The following is a 21,226-nucleotide window of genomic DNA, read 5'->3' as shown; positions in this document are numbered from 1 at the left end:
TGGTATCCTAATGCCTGTTTCTACTCCTCGGTGCTCGCGGTCCAGTCAACTTCAGTGATCTGGCACGGACCGAAAGCAGAGCTACGCGTTGAAATCGAACCGCGGCCCGCCGTAGGTCGGGGGATCGGGATCGAGTTCGACCCCCTGTTCGTAGCGCACGAAATTGAGGTAGAACGGCCGGCCACAGCCCTCGAGCGGCTCGCCCTCGAGGTCGGTGACGGTGCCGTCCTCGCCGCAGATGAACTCGATCCCGTCGGCCGACTCGCGGTCCGGATCGTCCGGGGCGGCGTACTCCCAGCCCGGCTGGCTGACCGTCGTCACCGACCGGTCCGCCAGATCCGGCGGGCGCTCGAGGCTCACGACGGCTCCGCAGTGGGGACAGGTGTACCGGACGGTGACTGTCATCGGCGGTCCTAGGGGCCTCGAGAACGTAAGCGTGCGGGCGGCGGCGAGACTGTGGGGAGACGGCGGCGTCCCGAACCGTTTACCCGGCCGCGCGCCGACGGACGGTCTATGACCGAGTTCGACCCCGAGAAGTTCGAGGAGAAATACGTCTACTACTTCGAGGAACTCGAGGAGGCCTACTCGTCGGCCTACCAGCAACTCCACGGCCAATACGACTCGACGGTTCTCAAGGCGATCGACCGGCAGGTGCTGAGCGAGAGCGAGCCGTTCTACGAGGGGAACGGCGAGTTCCGCGTCGAACTCCCCGAGAACCCGCAGGAGCGAGTCGGTGCGGTGGCCGACCACGAGCAGTTCGATGCCGTCCTCGCGGAACTCGTCGACCGAATCGAGAGCGAGTTGCAGCGGCTATTCGAATTCGACGGCGACGCGTAACGACGGCGGCGGAGGCCGGCGACCGCGCGACGGGACCGCTGAGAGCACCCGGAACACCTTTTGCGCTGACCGGAAACCATCAGAGTATGATCGACGAGACGGCCGAGGAAATTCGGGAGATGCAGACGCACAGCTCCTCGGTGGTTGCGGTCCACGCGGCCCAGGCCCTCGAGGAGTTAGTCGAGCGGGACTTTGCCACCGTCGAGGAGTACACCCGTGCACTCGAGCGCAACGGCTCCGTGCTCCGGCGGGCGAACCCCTCTCACGCCTCGCTGCAAAACGCCGTGCGGGAGGTCGTCGGCGACGTGACCGACGCCGATCCCGACACCGTCGAGGCGGCCCGGCGGCTCACCAGCGAGAAGATCGACGAGGTCGTCTCGCGAATCGAGTCCGGCAAGCGGCTGGCGGCCGAAAACGCCGCCGAGGCCCTCGAGGACGGCGCGACGATCTTGACTCATGACTACTCTTCGACGGTAATCCAGGCCCTCGAGCAGGCGACTGCGGCCGGCAAGACGTTCGAGGTCTACGTCACCGAGGCCCGGCCGCGGTACATCGGACGCAAGACCGCCCGGACGCTCGCCGACCTCGAGGGCGTCGAGACGACACTGATCACCGACAGCGCCCACGGGCTCTACCTCGAGGAGTGTGACCGGGTCATCGTCGGCATGGACTGTATCGTCGACGACACGCTGTACAACCGCGTCGGGACGTTCCCGATCGCGGCGACGGCCGCCCAACTCGACGTACCGGTCACCGTCCTCGGCTCGGCCTCGAAGATCGTCAGCGAGGGGTTCGTCTTCGAGAACGAGTTCCGGCCGGGCAGCGAGGTCATGCCCGAGCCCGCCGACGGGTTCGACGTCGAGAACCCCGCCTACGACGCGACGCCGGTCGAACTGCTCGAGAGCGTCGTCACCGACGAAGGCCGGCAGGAACTGTAAGCGCGCTCACGCGCGCTCGCCGAACGTCCGTGGCGAGCCCTCCGTCGGAGCGGCCCAGTCGACGGCGTTGCGTAGCACCCGTCGAACGACCTCGTTCTCGTAGATCGGATACGTCTCGTGGCCCGGTCGGAAGTAGAAGATCCGGCCGTTGCCGCGCCGATAACAGATACCCGACCGGAACACCTCGCCGCCCTCGAACCAGCTGGCGAACACCTGCCGGTCGGGTTCCGGAACGTCGAACGGCTCGCCGTACATCTCGGTTTTCGGGAGTTCGATCGATTCCTCGAGTCCGTCGGCGATCGGATGTCCGGGATCGACGACCCAGAGCCGCTCGGTGCCGCCGTCCTCGCGGTACTGCAGGTTACAGGAGGTTCCCATGAGCCGCTTGAAGGGCTTCGCGTAGTGACTCGAGTGCAGGGGGAGAAAGCCCATCCCCTCGAGGACGCGTTCCTGGACGCGGTCGGCGATTTCGTCCGCGACCTCGTCGTGAGCCTCGTGACCCCACCACAGCAGGACGTCCGTCGACTCGAGGGCGTCGTCGGTGAGTCCGTGCTCGGGTTCGTCGAGCGTCGCGGTCCGAACCTCGTGGTCGTCGACGAGGATTTCGGCGAGGGTCTCGTGGATGCCGTCGGGATAGACGGCCGCGACGGCGTCGTCCTCGCGTTCGTGGCGGAACTCGTTCCAGATCGTGACTGCGACCATGGCGGACCGGTCCGCGCGACGGATGCTTATACTATCGGCTGTTACCCGTGTGATTCCGACGAGCGATCGCGGCAACGCGTCGCTGTCACACCGCCGGTATCGCTCGGTCGATCCGCGCGACGTAAACGTCGAATTGGAATACTAGATTCAGTCAATACATCTGAAGTCTGCTGCCGTAATTGTATAGTAATACGTGAAATACGGAATGGTTGCACAGATTAATCGGTCACAACCCTTATTTCGATCGCCGACTCCCATCCTCTATGGAACGGGATCGGACACAACTGACATCGAAACAAATGGTTTCTCACTGCACCTTTCTCTCTGCTGGGACGGAACCGAGGGCCGACACATGATCGGCGACGGAATCGGTGTCGGCATCGTCGGCCTCGGTGGCATGGGCAATCTCCACGCACGAAGCATTCGCGACCTCGGCGCTGATGTCGTTGCGGGCGTCGACCTCGTCCCGGAGCAACGCGACCGCTTCGCCGAGGAGTTCGGCGCGCAGACCTACGAGACCCACGACGAACTCGTCGTCGACGACGCAGTCGACGCCGTCATCGTTACCACGCCCAACCGGTTCCACGAACCGATCGCCGTCGCTGCCCTCGAGCAGGGACTCGACGTCCTCGTCGAGAAGCCGCTCGCACACACCGTAGAGAGCGCGGAACGGATCGCCGAGGCGGCGGCCCGATCGGACGGCATCTGTATGGTCGGCTTTCACAACCGCCACGCCGCGTCGATGGCCATGTTCGACGAACAACACGCCCGCGGCCGCTTCGGCGACCTGACCCACGTCGAGGCCGACTACGTCCGCCGGCGCGGCGTCCCCGGTCCCGGCTCGTGGTTCACCGACCCCGAACTCGCCGGCGGCGGTGCCTTACTCGACATCGGCGTCCACGCGCTCGACCTCGCGCTCTACGCGCTCGACTTCCCCGAGATCACCGAAGTGTCGGGCGTCGCCCGGACGACGTTCGGTACCGACGCGGAGTACGCCGATCCCGACGGCTTCGGCGACAACTGGGACGCCGAAGCGGAGACCTACGAGGTCGACGACTCCGTCAGCGCCTTCATCCGCACGGCGGAGGGCCAGACGATTTCCCTCGAGGCCGCGTGGGCGACCAACCGCGAGGAGAGCATGGACTTCAAAGTCCGCGGCACGCAGGCGGGTGCCCAGTTCGATATCGGCGACACGAACCTGCGGCTTCTCGAGGCCGGCACGGCCGGCTGCGATCACTACGCCGATGTCAATATGACCGGCGACGAGACGCTGACCGGCTACGGGAAGCAAGACGAGCAGTTCCTCGAGACGATTGCCGTGGGTGCGACGCCGGAGTCGAACACGGTCGAAGAGGCCCTGACCGTCCAACGGGTCATCGACGCGATCTACCGCTCGAGCGAGTCCGGACGGGCGACCCGGCTCGAGGAGTCCCGGATCTCGGAGGCGCAACTCGAGCAGACGACGCGACTCGACTAGTCGGCAGTTTTCTCCCGTCGTTTATTCGCGGCCCCTTCGCTCGCACGGTCCTCGTGTCCACTACTCGTCGAACTCGAAACGCCGCTGACTCGACAGGCTGACCGCTGGGCGGCGGAGAAAACAGAGAAGCTGCCCGTTTCGACCCGTTAGAGGACCTCGTCGAAGTCGTGGTGGCCGTGGATGTCGACGCCCTCGTCGGTGATCTCCGCGAGGAAGACGCCGTTGCCCGAGCCGGTGTCGCGCTCGACGGCGGACTTGATGCCGCGGGCGGCGACCGTCTTCGCTTCCTCGTTGGACATGTCCGGTTCGTAGGCCTGTTCTAAGTGCCCGTAGGCGAGTTGCATCCCGCTCCCGGTGACGGTGTAGTCGTCTTCCATGACGCCGCCTGCGGGGTCGATGCTGTAGACGTGGCTTCCCTCCTCGTCGACGCCGCCCAGAATCGGGTGGATGGCGAAGAACGGGCCGCCGCGGGCGAAGTTACCGGCCAGCGTCGCCAGCGCGTCGATGCTCATTCCCTCGCCGCGTCGGGCCTCGTAGAGGTTGACCTCGGCGCGGAGCGTCGAGATGAACGACTGGGCACCGCCGACCGATCCGACCAGCGTGAGCGCGGCGGTCGGGTGGATCTGCTCGACCTTCTGAACGTTCTTGTTCGAGACGAAGCGGCCACCGAGGCTGGCGCGCATGTCCGTCGCGATGATGACGCCGTCGGCGGTGGAGATGCCGATCGTCGTCGTCCCGGTCTTGTTGACGTTGTCCAGATCGGCCTGCGTCAGGTCGTTCTGGGGCATCGATCCGACCTCCGGCTCGTAGGGGTTCGGATCGTCGGCCAACTGGTCGACCGTCCGAGAGAAATCGGAGTCGTGTGTGGGCGTACGCATTGATCGTACCGTACGACCGGGACGGTATAAAACACCGGCGGTCACCACTGCGGTTTCCGCTTCCCTTGGCCCCCGATCGCGGCTCGAGCGGCGAGCCGGCCGCGGCTTCGAGTCCTGCGGGTCGGCGGTCGGTGGGCGGGAAAATCAGTCGGCGATCAATCGCCGTCGATCAGTGCCGTCCTTATCGCTGCGTGTCTTCGTAGGCTTCTTCGACGTTTGCGAGGACCCGGTGGATCGGGAGGGTGAGACCGGCCTGACGGGCGGCCATCGCGACCGGCATCGCGACGATGCCGACCACGATACAGAGTTGGTACAGTGCGAACAGGGTCGCGTGGTACGCGCGGGATATCATCAGCGTTCATCGATGCCCAGACGGAGGGTGTATATAAGTCTTCTTGAAAAACTGAATTTATAACGGTAGTTAACACACAATTGGGTCGACGCCCGCTCGCGATTAAACTGTAGTTGTTGGAGGAACAACTGGATATTCACTCGAGCCGATGTACAGGTATGTCGGTGGCAATCGATGCGGGGGTGTCTCGTAACGTATGAGAATTATCCCGTTCACGTGCGCACGCTCGGCGGCCGGGAGCGCGACGGCGCGGACGAACCGCAAAGCAGGAAACCCCTCGGACCAACCACCCCGTATGGGAAACTATCTCGTCGCGATGGAAGCGGCATGGCTCGTTCGTGACGTCGATGCGATCGACGACGCGATCGGAGTCGCCGTCAGCGAAGCCGGGAAGCGACTCAACAGCGAAGACATGGACTACGTCGAAGTCGAGGTCGGCGCGACGGGCTGTCCCGCCTGCGGCGAACCGTTCGACTCCGCCTTTATCGCGGCCGATACCGCGCTCGTCGGACTCGCACTCGAGATGGAAGTCTTCAATGCCGACGGCGAAGAACACGCCTCGCGAATCGCGAAGAGCGAGGTCGGCGGGGCGCTGCGCGACGTACCGTTGTCGGTCGTCGATCTCATAGAGACCGAAGAAGACGACGAGGACTAAGACCGAATCCACCGATTCGGTGCTCGAGCCGTTCGATCGGTGTTGCAAATACTTATAGTAGCCACTGAAAGTCATTGTACATCTGATCGCACGACAGCGTGGCGATCAGTATGTAAATCGTTTCAGTGGCTACTATAGTGAGCGTCGGCTATTCTAGCAGCTGTTTCGAACGCCGGCTCCGAGGACCGACCGATGCGGGACTCCGGCCGGAGAGCCCTCTAGTCACCGAATGTGACTTGTCAAAGGGAAGCGTACGGTCAGACATCCCTCATGACTGCGAGAACGTCGCTCCGGTCGCGGGTCAGACTGGGCGGGAGCGTACTGGTGATTCTGGGCGCTATCGCCCTCGTTTCCGCCGACCTCGAGACGGCCGTCGCTCTGGTGGCCCTCTGCGCGGTCGGATACGCGTTCCAAGCGGGGGTGGCATCGGCCGACGGCGGGGAATCGATTCGCCGGTCGCTGGGGCCCGGAGCGAAGTTCGCGGTCGGGACGCTGTGTGTCGCGGGGGCGATCGCCGTCGCCGCCAGCGATGTGATCGACGCGCTCGCGCTGGCGACGACCGCCGTCCTCGGCTACGCGGGCTACCGGTTGGGAAGCGTCGTTCGCGGTGGGATCTACGGAACCGCACTCGGCCTCGTCGGTTCGATCGTCGTCGTTTGTCTGTTCGCTGTGGCCGCGGGACTCGGAGCGCACTCGGCGGGCGGCGTCGGAGCGGTGCTCCTCACCGTGGCGTTTCCGCCGGCGGTCATTGGTTTTCTTCTATGGGCCGGATTCGTCCTCTTGGTCGGTGCACTGTGGGGCCTCGTGTGGGGCAGCGTCGGCGGAGCGATCGCTCGAGTGACTCGCGGCCTCGAGTAGCCCCGCCGTCCCGCCAAAATCGATAGCCGACCCAAAACCCTTTCTATAACCCGTGGTTATTGTTCGATATGGAACTCCCAACGCCTGCCGACCTCCGACAACGCCGCACCGAACTCGGACTCACGCAGAGCGAACTCGCGGACACGGCCGACGTCTCGCAGCCGCTGATCGCCCGGATCGAGGGCGGCGACGTGGACCCGCGTCTCTCGACGCTCCGCCGGATCGTCAACGCCTTGGAAAAGGCCGAAAGCGACGTCATCCGTGCCGAGGACCTGATGAATGAGGCCGTCGTCAGCGTCGGTCCCGGCGACCCCGTCAGCGACGCCGCCCAGAAAATGGAGGAAGAGGCCTACTCCCAACTCGCGGTCATTCAGGACGGCATTCCAGTCGGATCGATCAGCCAGAGCGACCTCGTCCACCTCGACTCCGAGGACCGCGACGAACCCATCGAGGAACACATGAGCGAGAGCTTCCCGACCGTCTCGAAGGACGCCACGTTAGACGAAATCAGCAACCTCCTCGAGCACTACAAGGCCGTGATGATCACCGAGGCCGGCGAAACCGTCGGGATCATCACCGAAGCCGACATCGCCGCACGACTGTCCTAGGCGACTCCGCGATTTGCCGCTGTTCGACCCGATTCGGTTCCGAACTGGTCTCGATCGCCGCTCGTCGACAACCAGCTCATATCAGCCACTAATATTAGCGTGGCGACCGTCTTCCCGATCATGGCAACCAGTGATCGACTCCTCGAGGCGGGCGCAGACGTCTGGGACGCACAGACGAGCCATCCCTTCGTGACGGAACTCGCGGACGGCACGCTCGCCGACGACGCGTTTCGAACGTGGGTGCGACAGGACTACCGGTACCTGCTCGACTACGCGCGCGTATTCGCGATCGCGGGAACGAAGGCGCGCGAGGAGGACACGATGACCCACCTGTTCGGGGTCGCACACACCACACTCGACGAGGAGATGGACCTCCACCGCGAGTTCGCCGCCGACTACGGGCTCTCTCCGGCGGATCTCGAGTCAGTCCGGAAGGCGCCGACCTGTGTCGCCTACACGAACTTCCTGTTGCGAACCGCCCACGAGGGAACGCTTCCGGAAATCGCGGCCGCGATCTACCCCTGCGGACAGGGCTACCTCGACATCGCCGAGCACATGGCCGAACTGGCACCCGACGAAGACCACCGGTACACGCCCTTCATCGAGACGTACACGAGCGACGAGTTCCGTGAGGTCGTCGACTGGATGCGGACCTTCGTCGATCGCTGCGGCGAGCGCCACCCCGACCAGTACGAGGCGATGGAAGACGCCTTCCTCACGAGCGCCCGGCTCGAGTACCGGTTCTGGGAGATGGCCTACCGACAGGAGGGGTGGGGAATTCCGGGGGACGAGCAGTAGATCCCTCCCGACCGGTGGCTGAGTTCTCGAGAGGGGGCACTGGCCGCAGCGAGTTGGGTTTCGATGGGCGCCTCGAGGAGCCGTGTCACGTCCGAATTGACGGACCGTAGATTCCCGTCCCGACTCCGACCGCGTTGGAACCGACTGCCGATTTTTCCTGCAAGAGATACTAGCCTCCGATAGGGATGGATTACTACGATCGACTGCTCGCCGGGATGCTCGCGTCGCTGCTTCTCGGTGCCGCTGTTGGGCTCTACACCGGGATCACTCCTCGATACGGGCTCCTCGGTGGCGCACTGCTGGCGACGCTGTTCCTGTGGGAGGCGGTCGTCCGCCACCCGCCGGTCCCGGCGACCGATCCGCGGTACGCGGCCGCGGTCGTCGTCTGGCACGGCGGGCTCCTCGTCTCCCTTGCACTCGAGTGCTGGTAGTCACGGCGGTGTGCCGGGTTATTCGGACACGCCCCACTGCTCGCCGAGCGACGTGTTCCCGATGCGCAGGAATTGCGGGGTGGCTTAAGGAGCGCGCGACCCAACGGAAACACGGTGTCGACGATGTACAACGCTATTCTCGTCCCGACGGACGGCAGCGAGCACGCGGTCCGGGCCGCCGAACACGCGCTGGCCATCGCCCGCTGGTTCGACGCGCCGGTTCACCTCCTCACCGTCGTCGACGTGGCCGCCGCGGGCGGGCTCTTCAACGCCGGCGGCGTCGACGAGGAGTTCGTCGCCCGACTCGAGGAAGACGGCGCGGCGGCAATCGAGCGAATCGAAGCGATAGCGACTGAGGGGGACGACATTCGCTCGGCGATCCGCAGAGGATACCCGCCCGAGGAAATCCTCGAGTACGCCGACGAGCACGGGATCGAATTGATCGCGATGGGGACCCATGGCCGAACGGGAGTGAACCGCTACGTCGCGGGCAGCGTCACCGAACGCGTCGTCCGCCAGTCACCCGTTCCGGTGCTGACCGCGCGGGCGACCGACGGTGACGAGCCGATCGAGAACTACGACGAAATCCTCCTGCCCACCGACGGGAGCGACGCCGCGGCCGCCGCGGTCGAGCACGGGCTCGCGATCGCAAAGCGGGCGGACGCACGCGTGCATGCGGTCAACATCGTCGATGTCAGCACCCTCGCAGCCAGTCCGCACGTTGCCGCGCCGAGCGACCTCCTCGACGCGTTCGAATCCGAGGGCGAAGCGGCGACTGAAGCGGTCGCAACGCGAGCGCAAGACGCCGACGTGGACGCCGTTACCGCCGTCCGAGAGGGGATTCCGTCCACCGGCCTCCTCGAGTATGCCGACGAGAACGACATCGAATTGATCGCGATGGGGACCCACGGGCGAACCGGCCTCGAGCGCTATCTCCTCGGAAGTACGACCGAACGAACCGTCAGGCACGCGGACGTGCCGGTGCTCACCATCGGGGCGAGCGACGGCGACTCGAGCCAGGACTGAACCGGACCTATCTCGAGGCGCGGCGATTGATCACCGGTCGGCGGTCACCGCTCGCTGAAAGCGGTGCGCGCCGGGACTCACTCGAGGTCGGGACGGGGGGCGTTCTCGTATCGGATCATCTTCTCGGGCTTATCGGAAATCGTCTCGTAGATCCGTCGCAGCGTTTCCTCGGCCGCGAGCAGGTTGTGGTTTGCGAGGAACTCGCGGCCCTCGTCGGTCAGGCGGTAGAACTTCCACGGATAGCCCTGCTGGCGTTCGTCCTCGGGCAGCGCGACCGCCTCGACCATTCCGGCGTCGATCAGTTTCTGGACGTGCTTGTAGACCGTCGCGTCGCTCACGCTCGGGTTCAGCTGCTCGAGTTCGTACATCGACGGCAGCCTCTCGGGATGCTGGAGGATATTGGAAAGCAGCGCAAAGCGCGTTTCTTGGGTCACGAAGCGGACGAGTTCCCGGGCGGTCTGCCCCTCGGGAGTCCCCACGTCGGTGCTCATACGGCCGGATACGGATCGCGGCACCAAGTAGTTTACCCTGCAGTAAATTACTCTGCGGTAAACCCCTCTCCCTCTCGACAGTATCGGAAACGGAAACGACACGGAAACCACTATCAGTAATTCACGAGAATCAGTGGGTATGACAGGCGACGATCCGCCGGTTCCCGAGGAGGTTCTCGCGAGCGCGACGGAGCGACTCGAGGCCGAGGAGCTCTCGCTCGCGGACAACGAGGAGGTCCTCCACGCGTTGAGCGATCTCCGACCGATTTACGAGAGCGAGCGGTCGTACTTCGTCCTCGGGAACTACGACAGCGAGCCGATCCGCCGGCTGAACCTCGTCGTCGACCGGCTGAACCGCCGTCGGGACGCCTACGCCGTCCGGATGGTCGACGTCCGCGGCGAGTGGGACAACGGGATCCAGAAGTTCTGTCTGCTCGCGGACCTCGTGAGCCACGTCGTCGGCGTCGCCGAGCGGGAACCCAGCGGCTTCCTCGTCGAACAGGGGCTGCTCGCGGGCACCGAGGAGTACTTCGAGAAGACCCACGTGCTCAAGCGGACCTACCCCGACGCCGAGGCGGACCACCCCTACGGCTGGATGGAGGACGGGGTGTTCGATCTGCTCGAGGCGAACGATCGGCTCTACCGGTGGGAGACCGAGTCGGACCTCCGCGAGGCCGCGGAGCGGCTCCCGTGACCCGGGTTCGCGAAACCGCCGGAGCAACCGGTCACCGATCAAGCAGGGATCCCATCACCGTCGACTCGGCCTTCTGGAGGTGCTCCGCTGCGGTCGCGGTCGCACACCCTAACTCGCGGGCGACATCCTCGCTGGTCGCATCGCGCGGAACGTCGTAATAGCCGAGTTCGAGGGCGATTTCGACCGCTTCTCGCTGGCGGGCGGGCAGTCGGCTGACGACGCTGTCGGCGGCGACCCGTTCCCCACCGACCGTCTCGATGGTGACGTCGACCGCGTCGGGAGCCCCCTCGACCGCGGCCTGAACGTCGGCCGCCGTCCCGACGATGGTAAACGTGTTCGTCCCGTCCGCGTTGCATTCGATCGGTGGCACCGTCACGAGGCCCCCGCGAGTGAAGGTCTCGAACAGCGAGCGCGCGGCCCGCGAGACCTCGCCCTCGAAGAAACAGTAACACTCCCGATCGGTGACCGGGAGCACCTCGTACTCGGTAACCGTCTCGCTCTCCGCCAGCACGCGTTCGAAGCGGCGGTACTCGCCCTCGAGTCGGAACAGGAACGCCGTCGGCGGGGTCGCGACGTTCCAGTTGACGATCAACGCTCGCTCGAGATAGGTCGCCCCGCCCGCGAGGCGGTCGTATATCGGCGGTGCGTAGCTCCCCTGCGGATCCAGAGTGATGCGGACGCGCTTCATAGTTCACCGTACGACTGTTCGATCGAAAACGATTTTCCCGGGGGTGAGCCGAGTGCAAACGGACGCTCGGGGAACGGTATAAACGTGGACGAAATCTTCGGCCGTATCGATTACTGCCGGGAGCCCGTTCGGTCGGGTATGCAGCGAAACGTCGGCGGATTGGACCGAATCGTCAGGGGAGCGCTCGGAATTTGGTTGCTCGCAGTCGCCGTCGCGGCGGCGATCGCCGATCGACGCCTCATCGCGGTGACGGCCGGGATCGCAGCGTCCGGTCTGCTGTTCAACGTCGCGACGCGGTTCTGCGGCGGGAACTACCTGCTGGGTATCGACACGACCGACGCCGCGTCCTGTTCCCGGGAGTGAGACCGGAACGCGACCGATTGCCGCGACGGCTCACTGGTGACCGGACACCGGAACCGGCTCGTAGGGCTCCTCGAGGTACGCCATGTCTGACTCCGATAACTCGATCTCGAGGGCTTCGACGGCCTGCTCTAGGTGTTCGACGCTGGTTGTGCCGACGATGGGCGCGTCGACCCAGTCCTTGTGGAGCAACCACGCGAGCGAGATCTGGGCCATCGTCGCGCCCTTCTCGGCGGCGATTTCGGCGACACGGTCGTTGATCTCGCGGCCGCCGCCCTCGCGGTAGGGATGGTCGTACATGTGCTCTTCACTCTCGCCGCGGGTCGTGGCGTCGATCTCCTCGTGGGGACGCGTGAGATAGCCCCGAGCCAGCGGCGACCACGGGAGGACGCCCACGTCCGCCTTCTCACAGAGTGGTAGCATCTCGCGTTCCTCCTCGCGGTAGACGAGGTTGTAGTGGTTCTGCATCGTGACGAACCGCTCGAGGTCGAGCCGGTCGCTCGCGTGCAGCGACTCGGCGAACTGGTGGGCCCACATCGAGGAGCCGCCGATGTATCGGATGTGACCCCGTCGAACGGCGTCGTCGAGCGCGCGCAGCGTCGTCTCGATTGGCGTGTCGTCGTCCCAGCGGTGGATCTGGTAGAGGTCGATGGTGTCCATCCCCAGTCGCTCGCGGCTCGCGGCGAGTTCCTGTTCGATCGCCTTGCGGGAGAGCCCGCCCGAGTTCGGGTCGTCCTCGCGCATCCGGAAGTAGCCCTTCGTCGCGACGACCGACTCCTCGCGGTGGCCCTCGAGCGCCTCTCCCAGAATCCGTTCGGACTCGCCCTTTGAGTACAGGTTCGCGGTATCGAAGAAGTTGATTCCGAGGTCGATCGCGCGGTCGATGATCGCTGTACTCTCCTCGTCCTCTAAGACCCACTCGCGCCAGTCGCTCGAGCCGAAGCTCATACAGCCCAGACAGAGCCGGCTGACTTCCATCCCGGTCGAACCGAGGGTCGTGTACTCCATACCGGTTCTACGCGAAACTGCGGGAAAACAGTACGTGGGGCGGCAATCGATCACGGGCTCGTCACGCTTCGGTTCGTGCGACGACGGGCGACGAGGAGACGGCGTCGCCGGCGGTCGGGCGAAATTCCGGTTACCGTCCGAACAGTCTCCGGAGGACGTTCCGCTTGCTGGGTCGTTCGGCCAGCAGTACCGAGCTGTCGACCTCGTTGACGACGTCCATGTGGAGGGAGTCGCTTACGAGCCGCGACAGCAGCCCCGCTTCCGTCGCGCCGATGATCACGAGCGAGTGATCGGCCGCTTCCCGACAGATCGCTCCTTCGATGTCGCCGGTGTCGTCGATCGTGAGATCGGCATTCTCGAGGTCGTGTTCGGCGGCCCAGTTCGCGAGGAACGTCCGGCCACCGGCGCGCTCCTCGGCGTCGTCGACGACGTGCAGGAGCGAGACAGACGACCCGTCCGCCTGCTCGAGCGTTCGCGCGACTTCGGCGCTCAGGTCCGAGTCCGGACCGCCCGCGGTCGGGAGGAGGATTTTCGAGGTGTCCAGATCCCGATCCTTCAGGACGAGGAAGTCACAGGGGAGGTTGCTGGTCAGATTGCTGATTCGGCCCTCGGAGCGCCCCGCGCCCCACGGCCGATCGTCGCCCCAGCCGAGCACGACGAGGTCCGCCCGCTCGCGCTCTGCGGTGTCGAAGACGTCCTCGAACGAGCGGTGGGAGACGACCGTCGAGGTCTCGCAGCCGATATCGTACGACGAGACCGTCTCGCGGATCTCCTCCATCTGGTTTTCGGACTCGGAGACGATCCGTTGGTTGCGCCCGGAGCCGTACCGCATCGATCGCCGGTCCGGTACTTGGACGATGTGGACGGCGTGGACGACCGCGTTCTCGTGGTTGTTTGCCAGCGTACAGGCCAGGTCCACGATCCGCGACTCGGTTCGGGGATTCGATATCGGGACGAGCACGCGGTAGGTCTCCCCGTTGTCGGTCACCGACGACTCCGCGGTGTCGATCAGGGGAACGTACGACCGACCGGCGTACCCTCCGAACAGCCACTCCCGCATCGAGAGCTGGCGCTCGTTGCCCTCGAACCGGGCCGACTCGAGGCGGCGTTCGCTCGTCTGGAAGTAGTTGACGACGGTCACCAGTAAGATGCCGCCGATGGTGTTCCCGAGGAGGACCGGCAGGACGAACTGCGAGAGGCCGACGAAGAGGTCGAATTCGCCGAGGAAGACGACGTAGGCCATCTCGGTAAAGGAGGTGACGACGTGGAACAGGTTCCCGATCGGGATCGCGAGGAAGGCCATGTAGACGATGACGATCCTGGCGATCGTCTCGCGGGCGGCGTACTCCACCCAGACGACGCCGGCGACGATCAGGCCGGCGAAGGTCGCCTTGAAGAAGAGATCGAGCCACGCCGTCTCCATGCCGTGGGTTCCGAGATACATCGCCGCGTCGGCCGCTTCGGGCGAGAACACGCCGCCCCACGCGAGCGCCGCCGCACCGAGCGCGCTGCCGGTGAAGTTGCCGGCGAGCACGATCGTCCAGTGGCGCAGGAGGGCGGGGATGCTCGCGATTCGCTCGAGGGAGAGCGCGACCGGCGGCAGCGTGTTCTCGGTGTAGAGCTGGTAGCCGCCGATGATGATGTAGATGAAGCCGAGCGGATAGAGCAGCGCGCTCAGTATCGGATGGCCGCCGGTCGAGGCGTACAGCGAGGCGTACAGCAAGACCGTGATCGTAATCGCGAAGCCGGCGGCGATACCGCTGAAGAACAGTTCGCGGCTCCCCGAGGTGACCTCCTCGTCGGCCGCGGCGACGATCCGCTGGAAGACCTCGTCGGCGGAGAATCGATCGCGGACGACCGCGCCGACCGCTGGCGCACCGCTTCTGGACCGTTCGACGGCCTCTCGAACCTGTTCCTGCTCGGGCGGCGCTTGCGCTCGCCGCTCCTGGTCGGGCGGATCGCGGTCCGTCCGCTCCTGATCTGGATTACTCATTAGCAGACACGCACTCGTAGACGGACAAAGCGTTTAGGATCTGCCATTGCAGCGGTTCCGAAATCCGGGCGGGTCGAATCCGCCTCGAGCACCTACAGCGAATCCGGCTCGAGCCGGTCGATCCACCGCCTGAGCGCGACGAACGCGCCGACCGCGAGCAGGCAGTAGCCGGCGAGTAACGCCCACGTCGTCGCCGTCGGATTCCCGATCGAGAACTTCGCGACGGTGTTCGCGGGGTGTTCGGGCAGGATCGTCGCGACGACCAGCGCGCCGACGGTGGCCACGGAGTAGAGCAACTGGGCCTGCCGGCGGTCCGGTGCCCACAGTGCGATCGCGACCCCGACCGTGACGACGAGCAGGGAGAGCGCGGCCACCAACACGACCAGGGCCGCGGGACCCGCGATCGACGTGCCGTTCGCCGTCAGCAGGAAGAGCCACGCGATCGCCTGCAGCGGTGCCAGCGCCGCGATCGCCAACAGTTTCGCGTCGATCACGTCCGCGAGCGAGAGCGGCGCGACCCGGAGCAACTCGAGGGTCCCCCGCTGGCGCTCCTCGATCAGCGAATCGACGACGATCGAGCCGCTGATGAACACCGGCAGGAAACACAGCAGCGGCAGCAGGATGGTGTAGGTGAAGCCGGCGTAGGGACTCGCCTGAACCTGAGACGGGACTGGGACCGGCGACTGCTCGAGTCGCCCGGACTCGGCGTTTTGCTGGCGCTCGACGCGCTCGACGTTCTCTAAGGTGTCTCGAAGCTGAACGACGAGCAGGGTGGTCTGTAACCCTTCTTCGGGGGCGGTGACGATGACGCTAAGCCGGCCCTCGTCGTTCCGGTTCGCGTCGAGGACGGCCGACACCGCGCCGGCTTCGAACGCCTCGTAGGCGGCCGTGCGGTCGTCGTACCGCTGGGCGGTGACGCCGTCGCGCTGGTTCGAGACCGAAAGGAGGGCCTCGGTGTCGTCGCCGGTGACGGCGACCTCCGTCTGGTAGCCGTCGACCGAGCCCGGATCGTACAGCGAGACGAGCCCGACGACCAGAAACGACGAAAAGGCCGCGATGAACAGCTGAATCGCCAGCGCCAGCACGATCGTCTTCTCGGAGCGCAGCGAGCGCAGCTCCCGGCGAGCGACCGCCCAGCGGGCACCCCACGTCGATCCCGACTCGGTGCCGCCGTCGGCTCGAGCCGGCGGATTCGGGCCTCGTCGGCTCGAACTCGAGTCCGACTGCCGCTCGGGATCACGACCGCGGTCGCGATCACGAGACAAGGAGGATCACCCCCAGATTGTAGGCCGCGTGAACGAGCGTCGCGGCGAGGAAGCCGGCCGCGTAGCCGGTCCGACCGCGGCTCGCGCCGACCGCCGAACAGACGGCGGTCGCGACGTGCAAGGCAAGCGGCGCGAGAAAGACCGCGACGAGTATCAGCGGGTCGCTCGAGACGGCCGGCCCGAAGGCGGCGAGGCCGACCGACAGGTCGGGCAGGCCGACGAACTGGACGACGTGGGTGAGCTTCTCGCCGACGAAGAAGCCGGCTCCGGAGAGCACGCCCAGGACGGCGGCGGTCCGGAGCGTCGCGTCGAACCGCGAGCGGGCGAAGCCGGCGTAGACGTGGACGCTCTTCGCGACTTCCTCGATCGCGGCGGCGACGACGACGATGACCGGCACCGCGAACGACTCCGGCAGGGCGAACAGCAGGGCGACGGCGAGGAGTTGGCCCGCGAAGACGAACGGGATGAAGAGGATCGAGAGGACGAAGACGCTTCGCCGGCCGCGGATGCGACTCGCGATCGCGTCGACGACCTTCGTCGGGATCGGCTTCTGGGCGAACATGTCCTCCTCGCGGTAGACGCCGATCCCCAGCAGGAAGAGCACGGCCGCACACAGGTAGAACGGCCCGGTCGAGAAGAGGTACTCCCCCAGTCGGATCGAGCCGTCTTGGAGGTCGGTCACGACCAGCGTCAGCGGCGAGATCAGCGCGATCGAGTGGACGTCGGTGAAGATCGCCGGAATGAACGTGTACGTCGTCAGCACGACGCTGATTGTGACCGTGACGAAGGTCAGTTCCTTGAACGAGCGGGCGAGCATCGCGCCGGCGAACGTCGCCGCCAAGAACAGCAACGCGATGGGCAGCGCCGCGGCGACGGCGATCGGCCCGCCGCCGATCGCGAGCGCGATGGCGACGACGATGCCGATCAGCCCGAGCAGGTACGGCAGCGTCTTCCCCGCGACGATCTCGTAGCGAGAGACCGGCGAGACAAGCAGCAGTTCGCCCCGCCGCTTGACCCGTTCGTCCATGATCGTGCTCCCGTAGGCCTGAATGACGAAGTTCATCGGGACGACGAACAGGAACGCGAGCACGAGCGACTGGAAGGGGAACGGCGGCGCGATCGAACCCGGCGTTCCCGGCGCGGTCGACGCCGTCGACCCGTCGCCGACGTTCGGAACCTGCAGGGGGCCGTCCCCGCCGCCGTCGGTACCGTCCGCTCCCCCGCCGGTCGCGGGGTCGCCTCCACCGCTGCCGTCCGCACTCTCGCCGGCTCCGTCTCCGCCGCTGGTTTCGTCCCCGGTCCCACCGCCGCTGCTCCCGCTCCCGTCGGTCGTTCCGGAATCGCTCGAGCCGCCGAGATCTCGTTGCTGGTACTCCAGCGAGACGAGCACCGGATACGCGGCCGCCTGATCGTCCTCCTCGTCCATCAGCTTCGCGTTGTACTCACCGACGGCGTCGCGAAAGGCGTCGTAGGCGGCCTCGCCGTTGTCGCCGGTGTGGCCGATCCGCCCGTCTCGAGTCACCACGACGTCGACGGTCGCGTCGCCGCGGATCGAGACGGTATCGGCGTTCGCATCGCCGCCGCCCTCGGACTCGATCTCCGAAAGCGACACCGGCCGGAACTGCTCGCTGTGGACTGCGACGTCGTGATAACGGCTGTCCTCGTCGACGCCGACGACGTAGATCTCCCGCTCGAGCCCGAGGCCGTCGCCGGCGGCCGTGAACCCGGCGGTGCCGATCGCGAGCGCCATCACGAGGAGGACCAGCACCGTCTTCCGGTCGACGGTGCCGACGCTCCGGGAGACCTCCCAGCGGGCGATTCTGGCCGTGCGTGCGAGAACCCCGCGGAGGTGACGGACGAACAGCCGAAGTCGCGCGACAATTCCGCGGAGGCGACCGTCGCTCACGCCTCGGATTCCTCCGCTGGCTCGCTCGCGACCTCGAGGAAGATCTCCTCGAGGCTCGGCGTCTCCGTCTGGATGTCGGTCACACGGCCGCCGGCCGCTTCGACAGCGTCCCGGACCGCATCGACGGCGGCCATGTCGCCGACGACGTGGCGGACCTGCCCGTTCTCGCGGGTGACCTCGAGCGGCCCCACCGTCGCGTCGAGACCGGCGCTGCCGTCGTCGGTCGCGTAGACGTGGTACTCCGTGCCGCCGTGGGCGTCTCGGATCGCCTCTAACGTACCGCGGGCGACGATCCGGCCGTCGTTCATGATGACGATCCGGTCGCAGATGCTCTCGACGTGAAAGAGGTTGTGCGCGCTGAAGACGATCGTCTTGCCCTCCTCGCTCAGTTCGCGGGTGAACTCGATGATGTAGTTGGTCGTCAGCGGGTCCAGCCCCGACGCCGGCTCGTCGAAGATCAGCACGTCGGGGTCGTTGACCAGGGCCCGCGCGATCGCGACCTTGCGCTGCATCCCCTTCGACATGTTGCCGATCCGCCGGTCGCGGTGCTCGAGATCCAGTCGATCCAGCGAGTCGTGAATCCGCTCGCGGGCCACGTCCGCGGGCACGTCGTAGAGGTCGGCGAAGAACTCGAGGTAGTCGATCGCGGTCATCTCCTCGTACAGCGGTGACTCCTCGGGGAGGAAGCCAAGCCGGCGCTGCATCGCCGGCTCGCCGGGCGTGTGACCGGCGACGACGGCGGTGCCGGCGGTGGGCTCGATCAGCCCGGCCAGCATCTTCAGCGTCGTCGTCTTCCCCGCGCCGTTGGGACCGACCACGCCGAAGACCTCGCCGCGCTCGATCGCGAAGGAGCTTCCCTCGACCGCGGTGAAGCCGCCGTACTCCTTCCGGAGATCGTCTACCTCGAGTATGGCCATTGGATAGGCCGACGGAGGGAGCCACCCCAGTAAAGTCTAGCGGCCGGCGACTGTCCGGCTCGAGCGACTGCTGCTCGCGTCGCGGAAACCCCATTGTCGTGGACACCGAACTCCCGACCGATGACTCAGATCCGGACCGCGCGGACCCCGGACGGGCGTCGGCTCGAGGTCTCGCACGTCCTGTCCGTCCCCGCGGTCGAGGCGTGGGACGCCCTCGTCGATACGACACAGTGGCCGGAGTGGTCGCCGCTCGTCAATGGCGTCGAGGCGACGGACCACCGGATTCGAGCCGACACGACCGGCCGGATTCGCGTCCCCGGCGCGTGGCTGCCGTTTCGGATCACATCGTGTACGGCCCGCCGCTGGACGTGGCGCGTGACCGGGTTCCCCGCCGCCGGCCACCGGGTCGACGACCTCGGCACGGATCGCTGTCGGATCGCCTTCGAACTACCGCTGCACGGCACGGGCTATGTCCCCGTCTGTCTGCGAGCACTGGAGAACCTCGAGGCGCTGCTCGAGGGAGGCGAAACGGTCGATCAGTAGCGACAGTCTCGTATCCGAACCGATTATCGAAGCCGACGGGCCGCCAGCAAACATATAACTTTACTAACTAGCGGACGGAAGCCGCCGATGCACAGTCCGCCAGCCGATCGAGCGATGGAGCGGATCGCGGCCCAGAGACGATGACGAGTACGGCAACGGAACGCGTTACGAGCGCCCGCCGTTTGGTCGATCACGGCGTCGACATCGCCCGCATGGAGTGGCGATGCTACCGCCGCGAAGCCGGTTGGTCGCGGGCTCGCAGATGGCTCCTCGTTGGGGTCGGACTCGCAATCTCCATCGCGCTCGGCGTGGCCGCCCACTCGGTCGCTCGCGATCTCGCGTTGGGCCGGCCGTTACCGGCCCACGAACTGTGGATCGCCGGCCTCTTCGCGTTCGTGTGGCCGGTCTGGCGGAGCGCCACGCTGACACACGACCGGTTCTCCCGCCTCGAGCCCGAGATGCTGTTGACGACCGTCACGGCGAGAGCCGCCGGGCTGGGGTTGCTCGGGTTCGTCTTCGCGTGGATCACCGTCTCACTGGTCGCACCGACACTCGCCGTCGCCTGCGGGATCGCGCTCGGACTCCGATCGCCGGCAGTCGCACTCACGGTCGTCGTCGCGGTCGCAGGGACGACGGCGCTGTCGGTCGTGGTCGGCGTTGCGGGCAGGCTCGCCGTGCAGTTCGTCGGGACGCGACTCTCGAGTGGCCGGTTCTACAGGGATTTGTTCGCGCTGTTCGGCTGGGCGGTGATACTCGGTGTGGCCCTCGTATTTCGGGATGCGGTCGCGGCGGCCGTTCCCGCCCTCGCCGGCTTCGGTTCCCTCTCGGGGACCTGGTTCGTCGATCTGGCGCTTCTGGGTGCGGGCGACCGAGCAGGTATCGAAGCGCGTCACGGACTGGCCGCTCTCGGCCTCCTCGTTCCCGCGGTAGCGCTTCTCGCGGGCGCGACGACCGTTCTCGTTCGCCGGCTCTGGGAGGCCGAACCGGTCGGTTCCGGCGGCACCGGCGGCTCGCACCCCCTCGTCCGTGAGGGACGGTTAGACCGTCTCCTCGAGAATCGGATCTCCCGGCCGGTCCGGACGGTCGCTCGAGAGCGGTGGCTCGTCGAACGCCGCGCCCCGCGGGGCCTGTTGAACACGGCGTACGTCCTGGTGTTCGTGAGCGTGATCGTCCTTCCCGTGTTCGGAATCGTCGGCGTGCCGCTGTTGGTGCTGGTCGCGGCGTCGCTGGGACTGGCGGCCGGTGTCGCCTTCGGCTCCGATCCCGTTGCGGTCGCGTATCGCGTTTTCCCGATGCTCCTCACGACGGTCGGAGGACGGCAGTTCGTCGCCGGCTTGGTGCTCGCCGCGGTCGTCGCCGGCGTCCCGGCCGTGGCTATCGTCGTCGTCCCGATCGGGCTGTTCAGTTCTGCCACGCTCCTCGAGTCGCTGGCGGTTGTCCTCCTCGGCGTCGCCGTCTGTGCGTGTGCGACCACGGTCGCCGCCGCGATCGGGTTGGGGGTCGACCGCGAGGCGCTTGCCCCCGTCCCCGCGTTTTTCACCGATATTCCAACGTACGCAGAGCGCGGCTGGGAACCGTTTTACAGGCTCGCGATCGTGTTCGGGGTTGTGTCGGTCGCGGGACTGCCGGCGGCGCTGGGCAACGTTTCGGCGGTCTACGAAGGCGGGGTCGGGATCGGCGTGCCGGCGACCGCCGTTCGGGTCGGCTCGCTCCTTCTCTCGGCGCTCATCGCTGTCGCGATCTCGAGCGTGGCGTACCGAATCGCAGTCAGGCGATACCGACAGTACCGAACGACGTGATT

General features: G+C 66.3%; 24 protein-coding genes. 13 read left to right on the top strand and 11 right to left on the bottom strand.

All coding sequences use genetic code 11. The features are described from left to right. Positions 1–81 precede the first annotated feature (81 nt). Complete coding sequence (locus tag FEJ81_RS11790; protein ID WP_138245476.1) at positions 82–405, bottom strand: hypothetical protein; 324 nt, start codon at positions 403–405, stop codon at positions 82–84. 108 nt (positions 406–513) lie between these two features. On the opposite strand from FEJ81_RS11790, the gene FEJ81_RS11785 reads away from it, so the two are divergent. Together FEJ81_RS11785 and FEJ81_RS11780 are read left to right on the top strand one after the other, a co-directional pair. Then, a complete protein-coding gene (locus tag FEJ81_RS11785; RefSeq protein ID WP_138245475.1) occupies positions 514–837 on the top strand; it encodes a DUF5783 family protein in 324 nt (107 codons plus the stop codon). An 86-nt stretch (positions 838–923) separates the two neighbouring features. Continuing rightward, the gene (locus tag FEJ81_RS11780; RefSeq protein ID WP_138245474.1) at positions 924–1,775 is read left to right on the top strand and encodes an eIF2B alpha/beta/delta subunit family protein; all 852 of its coding nucleotides are present in this window, start codon (positions 924–926) and stop codon (positions 1,773–1,775) included. Between the two features lie 6 nt (positions 1,776–1,781). Here FEJ81_RS11780 and FEJ81_RS11775 read toward each other — a convergent pair whose 3' ends face one another. Continuing rightward, positions 1,782–2,477, bottom strand: coding sequence for a ThuA domain-containing protein (locus FEJ81_RS11775; protein ID WP_138245473.1), 696 nt, complete (start codon positions 2,475–2,477; stop codon positions 1,782–1,784). A 352-nt stretch (positions 2,478–2,829) separates the two neighbouring features. Here FEJ81_RS11775 and FEJ81_RS11770 point away from each other — a divergent pair, with 352 nt between their 5' ends. Next, entirely contained in the window at positions 2,830–3,954 is a 1,125-nt protein-coding gene (locus FEJ81_RS11770; RefSeq protein ID WP_138245472.1) for a Gfo/Idh/MocA family protein, read from the top strand. A 146-nt stretch (positions 3,955–4,100) separates the two neighbouring features. Here FEJ81_RS11770 and psmB read toward each other — a convergent pair whose 3' ends face one another. After that, positions 4,101–4,832 carry an archaeal proteasome endopeptidase complex subunit beta gene (gene psmB, locus FEJ81_RS11765; RefSeq protein WP_006429909.1) on the bottom strand — a complete coding sequence of 244 codons (732 nt, stop codon included), beginning with the start codon at positions 4,830–4,832 and terminating at the stop codon, positions 4,101–4,103. Positions 4,833–5,013: 181 nt separating this feature from the next. Further along, positions 5,014–5,184: a hypothetical protein gene (locus FEJ81_RS23200; protein ID WP_175416408.1), complete on the bottom strand. Its 171-nt coding sequence runs from the start codon at positions 5,182–5,184 to the stop codon at positions 5,014–5,016. A 295-nt stretch (positions 5,185–5,479) separates the two neighbouring features. On the opposite strand from FEJ81_RS23200, the gene FEJ81_RS11760 reads away from it, so the two are divergent. The 6 genes from FEJ81_RS11760 (at position 5,480) to FEJ81_RS11735 (ending at position 9,560) form a co-directional block, all read left to right on the top strand. Then, positions 5,480–5,839 (top strand): DUF555 domain-containing protein, encoded by a 360-nt coding sequence (locus FEJ81_RS11760; RefSeq protein WP_138245471.1) that lies wholly within the window; start codon positions 5,480–5,482, stop codon positions 5,837–5,839. 270 nt (positions 5,840–6,109) lie between these two features. Continuing rightward, the gene (locus FEJ81_RS11755; protein ID WP_138245470.1) at positions 6,110–6,697 is read left to right on the top strand and encodes a hypothetical protein; all 588 of its coding nucleotides are present in this window, start codon (positions 6,110–6,112) and stop codon (positions 6,695–6,697) included. Between the two features lie 68 nt (positions 6,698–6,765). Then, a complete protein-coding gene (locus FEJ81_RS11750) occupies positions 6,766–7,305 on the top strand; it encodes a CBS domain-containing protein (protein ID WP_138245469.1) in 540 nt (179 codons plus the stop codon). A gap of 120 nt (positions 7,306–7,425) precedes the next feature. After that, positions 7,426–8,103 carry a thiaminase II gene (gene tenA / locus FEJ81_RS11745; protein WP_138245468.1) on the top strand — a complete coding sequence of 226 codons (678 nt, stop codon included), beginning with the start codon at positions 7,426–7,428 and terminating at the stop codon, positions 8,101–8,103. A gap of 185 nt (positions 8,104–8,288) precedes the next feature. Next, the gene (locus FEJ81_RS11740; protein ID WP_138245467.1) at positions 8,289–8,534 is read left to right on the top strand and encodes a hypothetical protein; all 246 of its coding nucleotides are present in this window, start codon (positions 8,289–8,291) and stop codon (positions 8,532–8,534) included. A gap of 123 nt (positions 8,535–8,657) precedes the next feature. Further along, on the top strand, positions 8,658–9,560 hold the full coding sequence (locus tag FEJ81_RS11735) for a universal stress protein (RefSeq protein ID WP_138245466.1): 903 nt from the start codon (positions 8,658–8,660) through the stop codon (positions 9,558–9,560). Positions 9,561–9,637: 77 nt separating this feature from the next. Here the strand turns inward: FEJ81_RS11735 and FEJ81_RS11730 are convergent, their stop codons facing one another. Beyond that, a complete protein-coding gene (locus tag FEJ81_RS11730) occupies positions 9,638–10,051 on the bottom strand; it encodes a MarR family winged helix-turn-helix transcriptional regulator (RefSeq protein WP_138245465.1) in 414 nt (137 codons plus the stop codon). Between the two features lie 139 nt (positions 10,052–10,190). Between FEJ81_RS11730 and FEJ81_RS11725 the strand changes: the two genes are divergently transcribed. Beyond that, entirely contained in the window at positions 10,191–10,745 is a 555-nt protein-coding gene (locus FEJ81_RS11725) for a hypothetical protein (RefSeq protein WP_138245464.1), read from the top strand. 31 nt (positions 10,746–10,776) lie between these two features. On the opposite strand, the gene FEJ81_RS11720 is transcribed toward FEJ81_RS11725, so the two are convergent. Next, positions 10,777–11,433, bottom strand: a complete 657-nt coding sequence (locus FEJ81_RS11720; protein WP_138245463.1) for a helix-turn-helix domain-containing protein — start codon at positions 11,431–11,433, stop codon at positions 10,777–10,779. 138 nt (positions 11,434–11,571) lie between these two features. Between FEJ81_RS11720 and FEJ81_RS11715 the strand changes: the two genes are divergently transcribed. Next, on the top strand, positions 11,572–11,796 hold the full coding sequence (locus FEJ81_RS11715) for a YgaP family membrane protein (protein WP_138245462.1): 225 nt from the start codon (positions 11,572–11,574) through the stop codon (positions 11,794–11,796). A 30-nt stretch (positions 11,797–11,826) separates the two neighbouring features. On the opposite strand, the gene FEJ81_RS11710 is transcribed toward FEJ81_RS11715, so the two are convergent. The 5 genes from FEJ81_RS11710 to FEJ81_RS11690 form a co-directional block, all read right to left on the bottom strand. Next, the gene (locus FEJ81_RS11710; RefSeq protein ID WP_138245461.1) at positions 11,827–12,801 is read right to left on the bottom strand and encodes an aldo/keto reductase; all 975 of its coding nucleotides are present in this window, start codon (positions 12,799–12,801) and stop codon (positions 11,827–11,829) included. A gap of 130 nt (positions 12,802–12,931) precedes the next feature. Beyond that, positions 12,932–14,794, bottom strand: a complete 1,863-nt coding sequence (locus FEJ81_RS11705; RefSeq protein WP_138245460.1) for a formate/nitrite transporter family protein — start codon at positions 14,792–14,794, stop codon at positions 12,932–12,934. Between the two features lie 92 nt (positions 14,795–14,886). Then, entirely contained in the window at positions 14,887–16,059 is a 1,173-nt protein-coding gene (locus FEJ81_RS11700) for an ABC transporter permease (RefSeq protein ID WP_138245459.1), read from the bottom strand. Then, positions 16,049–17,965, bottom strand: a complete 1,917-nt coding sequence (locus FEJ81_RS11695) for an ABC transporter permease (RefSeq protein WP_138245458.1) — start codon at positions 17,963–17,965, stop codon at positions 16,049–16,051. Before FEJ81_RS11695 ends, FEJ81_RS11700 begins: the two co-directional genes overlap by 11 nt. Continuing rightward, the gene (locus tag FEJ81_RS11690) at positions 17,962–18,882 is read right to left on the bottom strand and encodes an ABC transporter ATP-binding protein (protein ID WP_138245457.1); all 921 of its coding nucleotides are present in this window, start codon (positions 18,880–18,882) and stop codon (positions 17,962–17,964) included. Before FEJ81_RS11690 ends, FEJ81_RS11695 begins: the two co-directional genes overlap by 4 nt. Positions 18,883–19,002: 120 nt before the next feature. Between FEJ81_RS11690 and FEJ81_RS11685 the strand changes: the two genes are divergently transcribed. Then, entirely contained in the window at positions 19,003–19,425 is a 423-nt protein-coding gene (locus FEJ81_RS11685; protein WP_138245456.1) for an SRPBCC family protein, read from the top strand. Between the two features lie 140 nt (positions 19,426–19,565). Continuing rightward, positions 19,566–21,224: a hypothetical protein gene (locus FEJ81_RS11680; protein ID WP_138245455.1), complete on the top strand. Its 1,659-nt coding sequence runs from the start codon at positions 19,566–19,568 to the stop codon at positions 21,222–21,224. Positions 21,225–21,226: the final 2 nt, after the last annotated feature.

This window comes from Natrinema versiforme, from assembly GCF_005576615.1.
GTDB lineage: Archaea > Halobacteriota > Halobacteria > Halobacteriales > Natrialbaceae > Natrinema > Natrinema versiforme_A.
This window is presented reverse-complemented; position numbering and strand designations above follow the sequence as displayed.